Origin of the sequence: Pseudoxanthomonas wuyuanensis (assembly GCF_900215535.1) — a bacterium.
GTDB classification, from domain to species: Bacteria; Pseudomonadota; Gammaproteobacteria; order Xanthomonadales; family Xanthomonadaceae; genus Pseudoxanthomonas_A; species Pseudoxanthomonas_A wuyuanensis.
Genome location: NZ_OCND01000002.1, coordinates 570,409 through 584,116 on the forward strand (window position 1 = coordinate 570,409; position 13,708 = coordinate 584,116).

Genomic DNA, 13,708 nt, shown 5'->3' on the forward strand with positions numbered 1-13,708 from the left:
TTGATGCTTTTTACCAAACCAAAAGAAGGGGAATCGATGAACACCGTTACTTCTCAAGATAGCCGCACTGCACCGGTCAAAGCCACATGGATCTGTCTGGCCATCGCTTGGCTGCTGTTCCTCATTCCGATTCCAGGCGCCGGTCTGTTCGTTGGATGGCCGCTTAACCTGGTAGCCTTCATACTGGCCATCGTGGTCATGGCTCGCGGCAAGACGGTAGGCGGCCTGTTGCCGTTGCTGGCATCGATCATCGTCTCGCCCATCGTCTATTTCATCGGCTTGGCGATCTTCGGCGCCGCCGCGATCAGTGGCAGCGGCGGCTACCAGGATTATGTCGAACGTGCCAAGGCAGCGCAGGAATCGGCGTCGGCAAGTGCGGTTGAGGCTCCGGCCGGTCTTGACCTCAAACCGCTGCCGCTGGAGATCACCGCGGCGAAGTTGTTCGCCGACTATGAAGCCAATGAAGTGGCCGCTGACGACAAGTACAAAGGCAACCAACTGGCCGTGTCAGGCACCGTTGCCGGCATCAGCAAAGACTTCACCGACGAAGCGTACGTAGAGATCCGCACCCCCAACGATTTTGCTTCCATCCATGCGCGCGGACTGGATCCGAGTGTGGCCGCCGGTCTCAGCAAGGGCCAGCAGATCGCTGTGGTGTGCGTGGGTGGCGGCCTCATGCTGAGTTCGCCCATCCTCAACGAATGCCAGGTGCGCTAAGGATGACGACGCTGGAGGCTTACCTGCAATCCCTGCTCATGAGCGAGCAGGACTTGGCGGCGCTGCTTTCTAAGCTCCCGGACGAAGCGCTGGAGGCGATTGCCAACAGTGCCGTTCTGGCCACTCATCCTGCATCACGCATCGCCAACGTGATCCTGCTGGACCGCAAGCGCGCTGCGCGTGCGCTGTTGCAACGGGCCGAGCAGTACGTTTCCCGGCCACCGGCGCCGGTACCGCCGGACGATGAGCCGCGCGGCCCGAGGCCGTAAAAGCAGAAGGGCTGCCCTGAGGCGGCCCTTCGTATTAAAACTTGCTGGCGCAGGCAGTAGCGGCAGCCTGATCAGGGCTTCGGCCCCTCCGCCTTCGGCGTGCCATGCGCCCCGTCTTTGGCCGGAGTTGACGACTCTTCGTTTCCCTCTCCTCGCTGCCCGCGCTGCAACTGCGGCGCGAAGAGCTGACCCAGCGACGTAGCGGCTGTTGGCATGGTGGCGCTCTTTTCGATCAGCTTCTCCACCGCGCTGGCGAACTCTGGAGAGGTCATGGCGCCATTGGCGTGCAGCTGGCAGAGATAGAACAGCCCAGTGTCCAAGTAGGCCGTGCGCTCCGTGGACACGCTGAGGGCCATGACCGCATTGCTCACTGCCAGCGCGGCACCGGCAAGCTCTTTCCCCTCAGCATTGGCCGTGGGATCGGCGAGCTTAAGGGCCGCGTCAGAGAGAGACCCTGAGGCTTCAACCGAAGTCGCACCGGCAGTCATCGCACGTTGCATGCAGATGGGACCGCGACCGGCCTTGGGACCATACGCAATCGCAGCTGAAACGTCACTTGACCACACGAACAACGAACCGATGGTGCTCTCTATATCCCCTTTGACAGAGACCTGGGACTTCTTGAATTTGACAGGTACGCAACCCATGCAGAGCACGGCTGTGGCTGCGGTTGCTAGTAGCAACGCATTGATGCGAGACATTCGATTTTCCCCTGAAACGTTGCCCGGCGGCGGCGGGCTGTGATGCCGCATGCGTCCAAGGGAAGGTGCAGGCCTACCTTGGCAAACGTCCGGAGGGAGGGTAATAGCGAACTGCCATCGCGCGCAACTCACGGACGGTACGCGAAGCGAGTATCGCCCACTGTGTTGGCGCCCACCTGGATTGATGCCGGCCTACGCGCCAACGATGGTTTCCAGTTCCAGAGCGGTGGTAAACCCCGCCGAGCCGGTGATGGTGTGAGTCGTGCGCGCCAGCAGCCATTCGCCATCGATGCCGGCTTTGAAGCCCGCCACGGTGATGCGCTGTTCCGGGTACAGGTCGGCGCGGCCCAGGGCCAGGATGAGGGCGAACTTCGCGGCGCCGCGCTGGATTCGCTGCCATTCCGCGTTCGCCTGTTCGCGCGCCTCGGCCTCGCTGCTGTAGGACTCGCGCAGGCGCTTGGCGTTGCCGCTTTGGCCGACCAGTACGGACTTGCGCTGCGCCTCTGCCTTGTCGTGCCAATAGGCGCGCACGCCGGTATAGACATCACGGTCGGCGGTTGAATAGCGGTGCTGGTCGCCGCTGGCGCGTGTGATGGTCGCGCCCGGCAGCACGTTACCGGTGGGAGTTGTGCCTGCACCGATGGGAGCGAAGATCAGCGCGCCGGCCTTGACGGTGGCCACCGCGTCATACCGCTTCGCCAGCCGCGTGAGGAGGTTGGCATCGCTCTCTTCCGTCTGGTCCAGGTGCGAGATAGCGATACTGGCCAGCGCCGGGGCGATGCGCGCCTGTAGGCCATGTTCGCCGGCCAGATTGCGCAAGATGGCGCCCAGCGTGGTGTCGTGCCAGCTGCGTTCGTGGCGCGTGCGTAGCGGTTGAGTGAGATCAGCGCTGCGGGCGCGCACGGTGATCACGTCCGGCGCGCCGCTGTGCTCGACCTCATCGACTTTGAAGCTGCCCTTGTCGACCAGGCCGGCGTCCCGCCAGCCGATGGCCGCCTGCAGCAGTACGCCTTTGCGCGGCAATGCCAACGCGCCGTCGTGGTCGTGGAGCCGAAGCTCCAACTGGTCGGCCTCGCCGCCCCGGCATTCGGTGAGGGTCAGATCGAGCAGCCGTGGCTTGAGGCGTTCGGTCAGGTCGACGCCCGGCAGCACCACGCGCCACGCCGGTATCGCGTAAGGGGCAACGCTACTCACGCGCCACCGCCCGTATTGGCCGACTGTGCGTCATCGGTGCGCAGCAGGGTGAGCTGAAACTCGATGCGCCGCGGCGTACCGTCATCGAACTGCAGGGTCTGCGTCTCGCGTTGGGACGTGATCACGAACGCGCCCAGCACCTCGCCGGTACCGGTGACCAGCGCCAGCGGCCGGCCTTCGCCGGCCAGCTGGCGCAGCAGCGCGAGGGAGGCGGGCTTGCCGGTGAATTCCGGCGCCACGATGCCACTGAGTTCGATGGTTTCCTCGCCGGGACCGACGTACTGGTGCGCGGCGCGTGCGCCGATGCGCTCACTGGCGGCGTGACGCCAGCTCAGCGAGCGCTCCAACTGCTGGTAGGCCAGCTGCGGGAGAGAAAACACGAACGTGCCCAACGCCATCAACATGTGGAATGCCTCAGTCCTCGTAGTCGCCCAGGCGGGAGCGGGTGCGGGCCTGCTTCTCCCGCTGCAATCGCTCAATCTCGGCGCGCACCGCCAGCGCAATGTCTTGCGCGGGCGCGCCTGCGCCGACCTGAATCGTGATGTGGAAAGTGTCGCCACCGGTCTGGACAACCGGCCGTACGCTTGTGATCGGTTCGCGGTGGTCGACGGCGACCGCAGGCGCTGCCAGCGCGCCCAGCGCGACACCGGCGCCCGCCTGCCGCAGACGCTGGCCCATGCCGGCCATCGCCTGCAATGGGCCGCCCTGCGCGCGCACGAGGCCGTTGGCGAAGCCTTGCATCGTGAACTGGCCGAACTGGGCGAACACGCGCGACGGACTGCGGATGCCCAGCAGCGACTTGAAGCGGGTAATCACGCCGCCGCCCACACCGCTGATCGCGTCGCCGGCCTTGCCGAGCATCGATTTGATGCCGTTGATGAGGCCCGTGACCATGTCCACGCCGGCCTGCATCATCTTGGCTGGCCAGCCGGCGAGGACCTGGTTGATACCCGACCACATCGCCTGCAGTCCGGCACGGATCTTCACACCGTCGCCGGAGAAGATGCCTGTGACCAGCGACCAGGCCCCCTGGACGTAAGACCAGATGCCGCCCATGACGCGAACGATCACGCTGTGCACGGTCATGAAGGCCGAGGCCATCCAGCCCACCCCCTTCACCAGCATGCCGATCGAGGTCGTCAGTACCGTGCCCAGCATCTGGCCGAACGTGCGGCCGTAGCCGGTGGCCGCCTGCAACTGCTCGTTGCTGGCTTGAAATGGCGCGAACAGTTGTTCAATCCAGTTCCACGCCTTGCCCATGGCACCGCTGATCATGTCCCACAGCGGCGCCAGTGGCGCCAGCGCGGTGCGCAGCTCGGCCATCACTGGCGCTGCGGCGTCAGACAGGCCTTGCCACACGCCGACCATAAAGGCCTTGATGGGTTCCCAGTACTTCCATACCAGCGCGGCGACGAGGGCAATGGCGGCACCGATGGCCAGCACCGGTGCGCTGACGCCGCCCAGCAGCGGCAGCAGCAGGCGGGTGCCGTTGAGCAGCCACGGCAATACGCGCCCGGCCAACTGGCCCAGGGTGCCCAGTAGCGACATGAACCCTTGGCCGCCGCTCAGGATCGCCACGGCATGGTGGATCTGCGAAAAGGCCATGGCCGCGAAGCCGCCGGCGACCAGCAGGCCGCCCAGTACGGTGACCAGGGCCGTGCCACCCACGACCACGCGCGCGATGCCACGTACCAGCTCGGGGTTGGCGCGGATCCACTCCACCGCGCGGCCCACGACTTCGCTGGTGCGCGTGGCCAGCGTCTTGAAGTCCGGGATCAGCGTTTGCCCGATGGACTGCGCCATCACCAGCGCCGTGTTCTTCAGCAGCTGTAGCGTGTTTTCTGACGTGGCCACCCGCGCGGCGTACTCGGCTTGCATGCTGCCGGCGTACTGCTGCGCATCGGCCACCTTGTCGAAGTTGGTAGCCAGCAGTTCCAGGTTGGTCAGCAGAGGGGCGATGGCGCCAATCGACTCGCGGCCGAATAGCGTGGTCATCGTGGCGGCCTGCTCGGCCTTGGGTAGCTGGCGCAGCTTCTGCAGCACGGACATGATCGCGCCGCCGGCATCGTCCTGCAGCGAGCGGGCCATCTGCACTGCGTCCACGTCGATGGCTTTGAACGCGGCGCGCTGGCGCTTGGTCGCCGCCGATCCGGACGCCAGCGTGAGCAGCATGTTCTTGATGCCCGTGGCCGAGACTTCGGACTGGATGCCCATACCGGCCACGGTGGACGCCAGCGCGGCCAGTGGGCCGGACTGCAGGCCGGCAACTTCGCCCAGCGCGCCGATGCGATTCACCACCTCGCTGATCTGCCGCACGTTCGCCGGGCCGGTGTTGCCCAGGTAGTTGATGCGGTCGGCCAGTTGCACAACGGCGTCCTGATTCATCCGGAACGCGGTGCGCCAGGTGGCCATGGTCTGGCCGGCGTCCTCGGCAGTGGTGTCGAACGCCACGCCCATTTGGGTGGCGTCTTCGGCGAAGCGCAGCAACTCGCTGCGCGCGATGCCCGCCTGGCCCGCCGCCGCCACGATCTGCGCAATCTGCTCCGGCAGCATCGGCAAGCGACGCGACAGGTCCTGCACGTCCCAGCCCATTTGCCGGAAGGCCTCGGGCGTTGGGAAGTCCACCACCTTGCGCACGTCGGCCATGGCCGACTCGAAGGCCATGGCCTTGGCCAGCGGCAGCATTTCCGCTTGCAGGGCGCGCTGGCCCGCAAACGCCGCGCCCGCCCCGTGGAGCGCCGTCGACATACCGGCCCGATGAATCTTTGCCGCCGTGGCGGAGGCGCGCTGCAGGCGCCCCAGCTGCGCTTTCTGTTCGCCCAGCTTGCGGTTGGCGGTGTCGATTTCGCCGGAGAGTCGGTGCTGGTGGACGGCCAGGCGGTGGGTGTCGATACCGGAGGCGGCCAATGCCTGGCGCTGCGCGGCCAGCGCGTTGCGCTGACGGTCTTCCTGCTGCACCAGCTTGCCGAGGTGTGCGGCCTGGTGTTTCAGCTCTCGCGTGAGTTTCTTACTCGGCTCGGCCGTCCGGTTGTATTGGGCGGTCAACTCGGCCAGATGGCGGCGCTGGGCCTGCAAGGCCTGCGAGGTGCCGCCCACTTGCGTTTCCAGCGAGCGGAACGAATCCATGGCGCGCTGCTGGTGGTTGAGCTTGCGCAGCACGCTTTGTTGCGTACGGATGGCGTTGGCCACGCCCTTGCTGCCGGCCATGATGCGACGGAACGGCCCGGTGGCCTTGTCGATGGCGGCGAGGACAACGGAGAGCTTGAGTTCGTTGCCGCCCATCTCAGGCGGCTCCGAACGGGATTAGCGCGTGCGCTTTCCGTGTACGGCGTTGCCGATGCGGCGGTAGACCGGCGCCAGCGCCGCGAACGTCACGCCCAGCACAAGCAGGGCGACGGCGGCAATGAGGATTAGGGTGACCATGGGCGCACATTACCACTACTCCGCTCCGCTCCGTTCCCGGGCGCGCTCGCGCCACGCCATCAGCTCATCCAAGGTCCATTCGTCCATCACCGGGGGCGGCCAGTGGAAGATGGCCGCCACGTCTGCCATGGCGTTCTCTACGCGGGCAGGGACGCTCGCTCCGCCTTGGTCATGAAAAAACCCGACAGCACCGTGGCCACGGCGAGCAGGTCGGCCGGGTCGAGGTTGCCCACGTCGTGCGCGGTCAGCGTCGGTGTGGTGATGCGCGGCAGCACGGTCTGCAGGGCGCCCACGTCCAGCTGCAGCAACTGGGCCAGCGGCACGCCGCGCAGCTCGCCGGTACGCGGCTTGCGCAGGGTCACGCCGGTGATCTCCTGATCGCCGCGGCGGAGCGGCTCATCCAGCGCCACGAAGTTCGGGTCAGCGGCGGGCGCGGCGGTGGCGTTGGGGTTGGCTTTCTGGTTGGACATTGCGGTTGCTCTCTCGGGAGGAAGGAAAGGCCCGGCGCAAGACCGGGCCGCTGGGGTCAGGTGCCGACGGCGCGGCGCTGTTCGGAAAGGCGATCCACGCCGCCGACGATCTCGATCATGTTCACCAGGTCGATCTCGATCTCGACCACGCCATTGACGCTCAGCTTGTAGTAGCTGCACGCGGTCTTGACGGTGAACTCGGTGTCGTCGCCGGCCTTGGCATCGCCCATGTCGATTTCCTCGTGGCGGCCGCGCATGACCACCTCGACGGCGTCGACGGCGCCGGTGTCGTCACGCTGGTAGGCACCGGCGTAACGCAGCTGCACGCCGTTGTGTCGCGTCACACCGTACTGGCGGAGAACCGAGCGCATGAAGCCGCCGAACTTGGATTCGATCTCCAGGCCGTTCTGGCCCATGTCGATCTTGATCGGGCCATTCATGCCGCCGCCGCGGTACTCCTCCATGGCGCGCGTCAGTACCGGCAGCTTTACCGAGGCGACTTGGCCGAGGTAGCTCTCGCCATCGCCGAACATGTTGAAGTTCTTGAGCTTGCGGGGCAGGGACATTGCAGGGTTCTCCGAAAAAGGGGCGTGGCGCGGCGGGTGATCAGCCCGTCACGCGGGTGGCGAAGTCAGCCAGGTACTGGCTGGTGACGCGCTGACGCAAGGTCAGGTTCTCCAGCGGCGGGGTGGGGGTGTAGTCGTAGTCGATGAACAGCTTCCCGTCCGCCAACGTGGTGGCGCTGTTGGCCGACTCGTCGTACCAGGCGGTGGCGTCGATGATCAGGCCGAGCGATTTCATCTCGCGGAACTTGGCGTTGATGGTCTCGATGATGTCGCGGACGGTGGAGGGGTGCATCGGCTTGTCCACGAACAGCGCCACGCCCTCGGCGATGGTGTCGGCCAACACTTGCGCGGTGCGCACGGCGCTTTCGAAGGCGAACAGCGGCTCAGCGCTGCAGGTGCGCGAGCCCCAGAAGCGGAAGCCGTTGAAATTGACCAGGGTGGTCACGTCGCCGGCGTTCAGATAGCCAGCGTCCGTGTTTGGGTCTTGCAGATCCCAATGCACGTCGCGGCTGATGCCGGTGACGCCGGCCACAGGCACATTGGACAGGGTCTTGTTCCAGCCCTGCTGCGCGTCGATTTTTGCGCGCAGGCCCAAGGCGCGCGCCACGGCGAAGGCGGGCGCGGCGGTGCTGGTGCTGCTGTCCCAGGCCACGAAGTCGGGCCAGATGATCATCAACTCGCGGTCGGCGAAACTGTCGCGGTACAGCACCGCGTCTTCCTTGGTGGCGCTGGTGCCCGCACTGACGTAGCCCATGGCGCGCAGCTTCTTGGCGACCACGGCCAGCGCGACCGCGACCGGTTCGGTGTCCAACCCGGGAGCGCCCAGGATGCGCGGCTTGACGCCGAGTTGGGCCTGCGCCGCGAGCAACGCTTGCAGGCCGGTGTAGTTGCCGCCGGTGGTGGCGCCGATGACGTTGGTTGTGGTGGCAGCGTCGTCGACGCCGTCCTCCACACGGACCACGACGACGAGCGGGTCGGCCTGATCGGCGATGCCCTGCAGGGCCGCGCCCAGCGTGCCGGTGGCGCCGCTCAGGCCGATGGCGCCTTTCACGTCGGTGATCAGCGCTGGCTTGTTGAGGGGGAATACGGTGGCGTCGGCGCCGGCACCCGTGGCCACCAGGCCGATGATGGCGGTGGAGATGGTGCGGATTGGGCGCACGCCCTGGTTGATTTCGACAACGCGAACGCCGTGGTGGTACTGGTCAGTCATGGCAATGCTCCGGGCGGGTCAGGTGGCGCGGAAAGTCAGGGGAAGAGTCAGGCGGGTGTAGTCGGTAGAGGCCGGCACGTCGGTTCGGCGCCCCTCGACGGTGACGGTGAATGCGCCGGGCTCGGTGCCCGGTGCCACGTCGACCTTGCTCAGCTCGATGCGCGGCTCCCAGCGCATCAGCGCGGTGGCGATGGCGCCGTAAAGCATCAGCCGTGTGGCGCCGTTGAACGGGGCGTCGATCAGTTCGGGCAGCAGCGAACCGTAGTCGCGGCGCATCACACGCGAGCCAATCGGCGTGGTCAGGATGTCCGCGATGGATTGACTCAAGTGGTCGATGCCTTCCAGCACGCGACCGTCGATGGCGCTCATCCCTCTCACTGCGGCGGTCCCGATACGCCGCTGCCGGGCTGGACGTTGGTGTGCGGGTGAGTCTTGAGGCTCTTGCCGCCCCCGACCACGTCGGTCTGCGCGGTCAGAGTCTGGCTCACGTCGGCGTCGCCGTTGACCTGCGTGTGGCCGTTGAGGGTGGTGTCGCCGTTGACGGTGAAGGGGCCATTGACCGTCACGCCGCCGTCGGCGGTGAGGGTGGCCTTGCCGCCGCCCGGCAGGGTGGCGACCAATTCATGGTTGCCGTGGTCGTACTGGATGACAGCACCGTCTGCGTACTTGACCCGATGCAGCGTTGCGCTGTTGCCGGGGGGCGCAAACTGGGTCGAGTACAGGCCGCGCAGAGCGACCGCGCCGGTGACATCACCGCCGGGCGACAGCAGTACGACTTGCTCACCCACGGACGGGGAGGACCACTCGATGGTTTCACCGGCGCGCGGCACCAGCCACGGCACGAAGTCGGAATGGATGTCCCCGGTGGCGATGCGGCACAACCCGCGGTCCAGATCCACGTCGGACACGGTGCCGAAGCGGATCTGATTGTTGGAGGTGCGCGGCAGATCGCTGGATCGTTGCATGCCAACGATGGTGCGGGGTTGGCCGTGCTGACGCATCGGGCGCACGTTGTAGGTCGCGGCTATACAGTCGCGCGGCCCTGGGGCAGTTCAACGGCAGGAGGCCGCGCTTATGTGTAACCGGTCGTCGACAGGTACGCGGAAAGCACGGTCGTGGAAACAGTCCCCGTCGATACGCGGCGAAGCCGTATCGTAATCGTCGCCGAAGCGCTGCGCTCGGTGGCATTGACCGCAGAAAAGTCCGGCAACACGAACCCAACGGTCTGGGTGGCTGACAGGGATTGGTAGGTGGCGGCCGACGTGGTGACCCGGCGATCCGCACTGCCAGAAGATACAACCTCAAACTGCACTTGATAACCCGACGCACTCTGTCCAGAGGGAAGCCATGTCCCGGAGGTGGGCGCGGACTGAGGAAAGCTCCCCCGTGTCGTTGCGCCAAACACCGCCCAGGTGCCGTCGCTTCTGAGTGCGACACTCACCTGCGCGCTGACGGTTTGTTGATTGGTGAGCGCCTGCTCGGAGGCATGCAGTCCCTTGCCGTGCAGCCCTTCAATTACGTATACCGCCGAACCCTTCGCCGCCCATAGGTTCGACACGTCGACGCCGGTCGAACTCGTGAATCCGACATTGGCGCGTTTGGAACCGTAGGACAGCGCCGCATATTTCAGCGCAACGCCGCCGCTGGTCAGCCAGGGCGCCGCCGGGCCGTCGCCCATGATGTCCGGGTCGAACAGGTCATCGAAGTCCACGCCGCCACTGGTGAAATTCTTCGCCATGCGTTACGCCCTCGACTCCAAGGCGGAGACGCGGTCAGTTAACCCGCGCAGCGCGGCGCACGCTAGAACGAACAGCGGCTGATAGTTGATGCCATCCGGGGCGCCGTTGTTGGTGCGCGTGACAACAAAATCCAGCGGCCCATCCGCCAGTTCCTCCGCAATGGCCCCCGCCGCATGACTCCCATCCGCCCTCATGCGGTACGTCACCCAACGAACGCCGGACAGTAGCGTCAACGCGTCGCTCGCGGATATCGTTTCGATGCGCCGCTTGTACCTACGGCTCGATGACTGCGCAAAAGCGGGCGCCGTGACCGTTCCGCCAACTAACAAAGGGGCGGATACGAGCTGGTATTTGCTGCCGTCAAAATACAGGTAGCGGCTTCCATTGCCGAAGTAAATCACGCCCGTTCCGTTGCCGCGCGATGCGGTGACATCTTGAAACGTCACGGCAGCGTTCAATGTCGCCTTCGCATTCAGCGTCGCTTGAAGGTTGGCAACGTCTGCGATTGACATTGCAAGCGCCGCCTTCACCTGTGCGGGCGTAGAGGGTCGAATGTAGTTGTCCGTCGCCCCGCCCGCATTCACCTGCGTCATGATGGCGCCGATATTGGCGTTCAGGGAGGCATACTCGGAACGGAATAGCCGGGCATGAATGTCGCCTGAGGCATCACGCGCGACGATCTTCGAAGCGTTCGATGTCGTCGTCGCATCGACGGCCCATGTCGTTGAGGCGCCGCCGTTGTAGTTGCTGCCGGTGAGGTAGCTTCCCCGCGTCAGAGTCGTGTGCGTATGGGCCGATGACGCAAACGCGGGGACGCCAGACAGGCGCGCCCAGGGCACGGTGCCGTTCGTCATCTGTCCGGCGGTATCGAACCGAACCGTTGTGGCGTCATTGAAAGTGAAGTACACGGATCCGTCGGAGCCGATTCGAATCGAGCCGCCCACCGCTCCGTTGGCCCGGTCGGCGTTCAGCCGTATCCAGGCCGATTCACCGGTGCCTCCGCCTGTCATCGCGTCAACCTTCGAGATGGCGGGGATGACCGGAATTCGTGCGAGGTCCAGCGTGCCGCTGGTGATGTCACCGGCGCTATGCTGGTGCGCCACGGCAGCCTTTGCATTCAGTGCGCTCTGCAAGCCAGTGACGCTCGCTATCGTGTGCTCATGAACTTCTGGCGCGAACGCAGGAACGTTAGTGAGGTTTTCGAAGTCGTGGTAATAGGCGCCGTGCTGGCCGTCCAGCATGTCGGCGTCCAGGCTATTGCCCGCACCTTCGTTACGCAGCGACGCGCTACCCAGGCCCAGAGCGGCACGCAACAGCGCCGCTGTGGCGAGGTTGAGCAGGCCTTTCACGAACCCGCTGGGGGCACCGTCGCCAAAGCGCGCATTCAGTGCCAACCGCAGGGTGGCCGGCGTGATGGCTGCGACGCCGCTTTCGCCGGCCATCGCTTCGGTCGCCGTCGCCAGTTTCAGCACGCCGTAGACGGACGGAGTGGCAATCGGGTTGGTCCAGTTGGTGTCGCCGAATTCCAACACCGTGGCATTCAGGCCCGCGAACTGAATATCGCAAGACAGCAGCAGGATGGCCTGCGCCGATTTCTCCAAGATCACCTCGGCCTGGGCGTACCAGGCCAGCAGCGTTCCGTCCTCCAGGTACAAGGCAAAGGCGCGCATCCCGTAGACCGCACTGGTGTCGTCGCGAATGGTGACGTGAACGGTATCGTCGGCCACCACCTGGCCGGAGAATGTCGCCAGGCGCTTGATCTCGCCTTGCAGTACATCTCCGGCGACGCCAGCAGCGGAGTCGCTCACGCCAATCTGGGCAATGCGCAGGCCGGAGGTGCCAGTGTTGTCCGCATTGACCAGGGCGGCACGGCCCTGCGGGGTGAGGATGATGGGCAAGCCGCTCACGCGTACTCCTAGGCGTCGAAGGCCTGCAGGTAGAACCGGCGATACACCGCCGCGCGGGCTGCACCGCCCACGCCGATGCCACCGATGCCCTGCAGGCCTTGGGTGAAAGTGAAATGGGAGCGGACCGGTTTGGTCCGCTCGACTTCGGCAATAACGTCCTCGACGTACTGGGCGGTGGCGGTCTCGCCGCCTTCGCCCTGCAGGGTGAGGACCATTTCGAACGTGTGCGGCGGCCCGGGCGGTTCCAGCTGCCACCACTCACGCAGTTGCACCGCGCCGCCGAAGGCCGCCACGACCTGACGCACACTCTCGGCGGTGCCTTTGCGTCTCTGAATCTCAATGGCGTTGCGCACGCGGGAGCGCTTGATGTGTTCCGGCCAGCTGCTGCGCCAAGCATCGATCGACAACGCCCACGCCAGCCAGGGCAGCAGTTCGATGGGGCATTCGTCGGGATTCCACACGTGTCGATGACGCATGGGGACATCCGCAAGACGCGCCATCGCTTGCTCGATGGCCCGCTCAGCTTTCGACGCATTGGGCGGCAGCAGGCTATTCATCCACGCCGCCATGCGCCACGTCGATCAACGTGCACCAGGTGGCCTGCGTGCGGTCGACCACCACATCGGCGGCGGGCAGGTCGATCTCCACGCGCTGCACGCCTTCGGAGTGCAGGACGGAGTAGATGCCCGACAGGGGTACGTCACGGCCCAATCGGTGCGATCCGGCGATGTACGCCTCCAGGCGCCGCATGGACTCGGCCAGCACCAGCGCCGAGTCCGGGCCGGCGTAGGTGTATACGCGCGCCACGATCTGGTAGTTCACCACCTCCGCGCCTTGCACGGTGACGTGATCGGTGAGCGGGCGCACGGCGTCATCCACCAGCGCTCCGGCTACCGTCTCAATCAGTGCGGGCGCGGCGCTTCCGTCGCCTTGTCGCGACAACACCGTGACGATGACCTCGCCGGGACTCGGGCTGGTGGCGCTGGCATCCAGCACGTCGGAATGCGAGTTCAAGGCGTGGAAGATGTAGGCGCCTTCCGGTCCGGCGACAGAGAAGCCCTCCGGCGCCAGCTGGATTCGCCGGCGGAAGTCGGTGTCGCTCTCGTAGGTGGGCGGAATGCTTTGCGACGGGTCGCCGGCATCCAACTGGTGGCGCTGCACGCCCAGCAGAGCGCCCAGATGGTCGAGATCCGCGCCTTTGGCGTAGGCCAGCATCACCGCACGGACGCTGTCGTTGGCGCGCTGGCGCACGTTCATTTCACGGTAGGCCGCCACCTGCAGCAGCTTGTAGGTGGGATCGGATTCGGCCAGGGCATCGAACTGCGGATCCAGAAGACGCAGGTGGGCCAGCATCTGCGCGAAGATGACCTCGAAGTCCAAGGTCTCGACGACTTCGGGCGCAGGCAGGCGCGAGAGATCAACAGCGGTGAAGGTGGACATGCCGGCCGTAACGGAAGGGGACCGGAGTAGGGTCTTGCGCGCGCGATGCGCCGACCATTCGGGTCGCGTGTG

General features: G+C 65.7%; 16 protein-coding genes. 2 read left to right on the plus strand and 14 right to left on the minus strand.

All coding sequences use genetic code 11. From position 1 onward, the window contains the following. Positions 1-36 precede the first annotated feature (36 nt). Both CRO39_RS07585 and CRO39_RS07590 read left to right on the plus strand, forming a co-directional pair. Entirely contained in the window at positions 37-717 is a 681-nt protein-coding gene (locus tag CRO39_RS07585) for an OB-fold putative lipoprotein (protein ID WP_217991840.1), read from the plus strand. Positions 718-719: 2 nt separating this feature from the next. Continuing rightward, a complete protein-coding gene (locus tag CRO39_RS07590; protein WP_097121252.1) occupies positions 720-986 on the plus strand; it encodes a hypothetical protein in 267 nt (88 codons plus the stop codon). A 71-nt stretch (positions 987-1,057) separates the two neighbouring features. Here the strand turns inward: CRO39_RS07590 and CRO39_RS07595 are convergent, their stop codons facing one another. From CRO39_RS07595 to CRO39_RS07660, 14 genes are all read right to left on the minus strand, one after another. After that, positions 1,058-1,687 (minus strand): hypothetical protein, encoded by a 630-nt coding sequence (locus CRO39_RS07595; protein WP_141400745.1) that lies wholly within the window; start codon positions 1,685-1,687, stop codon positions 1,058-1,060. A gap of 192 nt (positions 1,688-1,879) precedes the next feature. Beyond that, positions 1,880-2,842 (minus strand): phage late control D family protein, encoded by a 963-nt coding sequence (locus CRO39_RS07600; protein WP_238394663.1) that lies wholly within the window; start codon positions 2,840-2,842, stop codon positions 1,880-1,882. 35 nt (positions 2,843-2,877) lie between these two features. Further along, positions 2,878-3,285 carry a phage tail protein gene (locus tag CRO39_RS07605; protein ID WP_097121255.1) on the minus strand — a complete coding sequence of 136 codons (408 nt, stop codon included), beginning with the start codon at positions 3,283-3,285 and terminating at the stop codon, positions 2,878-2,880. A 10-nt stretch (positions 3,286-3,295) separates the two neighbouring features. Next, positions 3,296-6,163, minus strand: coding sequence for a phage tail tape measure protein (locus tag CRO39_RS07610; protein WP_097121256.1), 2,868 nt, complete (start codon positions 6,161-6,163; stop codon positions 3,296-3,298). Positions 6,164-6,319: 156 nt separating this feature from the next. Then, a complete protein-coding gene (locus tag CRO39_RS07615) occupies positions 6,320-6,433 on the minus strand; it encodes a GpE family phage tail protein (protein WP_097121257.1) in 114 nt (37 codons plus the stop codon). Positions 6,434-6,441: 8 nt separating this feature from the next. Further along, entirely contained in the window at positions 6,442-6,774 is a 333-nt protein-coding gene (locus CRO39_RS07620; RefSeq protein ID WP_097121258.1) for a phage tail assembly protein, read from the minus strand. A 56-nt stretch (positions 6,775-6,830) separates the two neighbouring features. Continuing rightward, positions 6,831-7,340, minus strand: coding sequence for a phage major tail tube protein (locus CRO39_RS07625; protein ID WP_097121259.1), 510 nt, complete (start codon positions 7,338-7,340; stop codon positions 6,831-6,833). A gap of 40 nt (positions 7,341-7,380) precedes the next feature. Continuing rightward, positions 7,381-8,550, minus strand: coding sequence for a phage tail sheath subtilisin-like domain-containing protein (locus tag CRO39_RS07630; protein ID WP_097121260.1), 1,170 nt, complete (start codon positions 8,548-8,550; stop codon positions 7,381-7,383). Positions 8,551-8,568: 18 nt separating this feature from the next. Then, positions 8,569-8,928: a GPW/gp25 family protein gene (locus CRO39_RS07635; RefSeq protein WP_097121261.1), complete on the minus strand. Its 360-nt coding sequence runs from the start codon at positions 8,926-8,928 to the stop codon at positions 8,569-8,571. Next, positions 8,925-9,515, minus strand: a complete 591-nt coding sequence (locus CRO39_RS07640) for a phage baseplate assembly protein V (protein WP_097121262.1) — start codon at positions 9,513-9,515, stop codon at positions 8,925-8,927. Before CRO39_RS07640 ends, CRO39_RS07635 begins: the two co-directional genes overlap by 4 nt. 107 nt (positions 9,516-9,622) lie before the next feature. After that, entirely contained in the window at positions 9,623-10,288 is a 666-nt protein-coding gene (locus CRO39_RS07645; protein WP_097121263.1) for a hypothetical protein, read from the minus strand. A 3-nt stretch (positions 10,289-10,291) separates the two neighbouring features. Further along, entirely contained in the window at positions 10,292-12,196 is a 1,905-nt protein-coding gene (locus CRO39_RS07650) for a tail fiber domain-containing protein (RefSeq protein ID WP_141400746.1), read from the minus strand. Between the two features lie 8 nt (positions 12,197-12,204). Next, positions 12,205-12,753: a phage tail protein I gene (locus CRO39_RS07655; RefSeq protein WP_097121265.1), complete on the minus strand. Its 549-nt coding sequence runs from the start codon at positions 12,751-12,753 to the stop codon at positions 12,205-12,207. Next, positions 12,746-13,636 (minus strand): baseplate assembly protein, encoded by an 891-nt coding sequence (locus tag CRO39_RS07660; protein ID WP_097121266.1) that lies wholly within the window; start codon positions 13,634-13,636, stop codon positions 12,746-12,748. The genes CRO39_RS07655 and CRO39_RS07660 overlap by 8 nt, the downstream gene beginning before the upstream one ends. Positions 13,637-13,708: the final 72 nt, after the last annotated feature.

What these genes read in the sequence shown, in the direction of transcription:
- CRO39_RS07585 (WP_217991840.1), top strand. Translation starts at nt 37, where the DNA reads ATGAACACCGTTACTTCTCAAGATAGCCGCACTGCACCGGTCAAAGCC.
- CRO39_RS07590 (WP_097121252.1), top strand. Translation starts at nt 720, where the DNA reads ATGACGACGCTGGAGGCTTACCTGCAATCCCTGCTCATGAGCGAGCAG.
- CRO39_RS07595 (WP_141400745.1), bottom strand. Translation starts at nt 1,687, where the DNA reads ATGTCTCGCATCAATGCGTTGCTACTAGCAACCGCAGCCACAGCCGTG.
- CRO39_RS07605 (WP_097121255.1), bottom strand. Translation starts at nt 3,285, where the DNA reads ATGTTGATGGCGTTGGGCACGTTCGTGTTTTCTCTCCCGCAGCTGGCC.
- CRO39_RS07610 (WP_097121256.1), bottom strand. Translation starts at nt 6,163, where the DNA reads ATGGGCGGCAACGAACTCAAGCTCTCCGTTGTCCTCGCCGCCATCGAC.
- CRO39_RS07615 (WP_097121257.1), bottom strand. Translation starts at nt 6,433, where the DNA reads ATGGCAGACGTGGCGGCCATCTTCCACTGGCCGCCCCCGGTGATGGAC.
- CRO39_RS07620 (WP_097121258.1), bottom strand. Translation starts at nt 6,774, where the DNA reads ATGTCCAACCAGAAAGCCAACCCCAACGCCACCGCCGCGCCCGCCGCT.
- CRO39_RS07625 (WP_097121259.1), bottom strand. Translation starts at nt 7,340, where the DNA reads ATGTCCCTGCCCCGCAAGCTCAAGAACTTCAACATGTTCGGCGATGGC.
- CRO39_RS07630 (WP_097121260.1), bottom strand. Translation starts at nt 8,550, where the DNA reads ATGACTGACCAGTACCACCACGGCGTTCGCGTTGTCGAAATCAACCAG.
- CRO39_RS07640 (WP_097121262.1), bottom strand. Translation starts at nt 9,515, where the DNA reads ATGCAACGATCCAGCGATCTGCCGCGCACCTCCAACAATCAGATCCGC.
- CRO39_RS07645 (WP_097121263.1), bottom strand. Translation starts at nt 10,288, where the DNA reads ATGGCGAAGAATTTCACCAGTGGCGGCGTGGACTTCGATGACCTGTTC.
- CRO39_RS07655 (WP_097121265.1), bottom strand. Translation starts at nt 12,753, where the DNA reads ATGAATAGCCTGCTGCCGCCCAATGCGTCGAAAGCTGAGCGGGCCATC.
- CRO39_RS07660 (WP_097121266.1), bottom strand. Translation starts at nt 13,636, where the DNA reads ATGTCCACCTTCACCGCTGTTGATCTCTCGCGCCTGCCTGCGCCCGAA.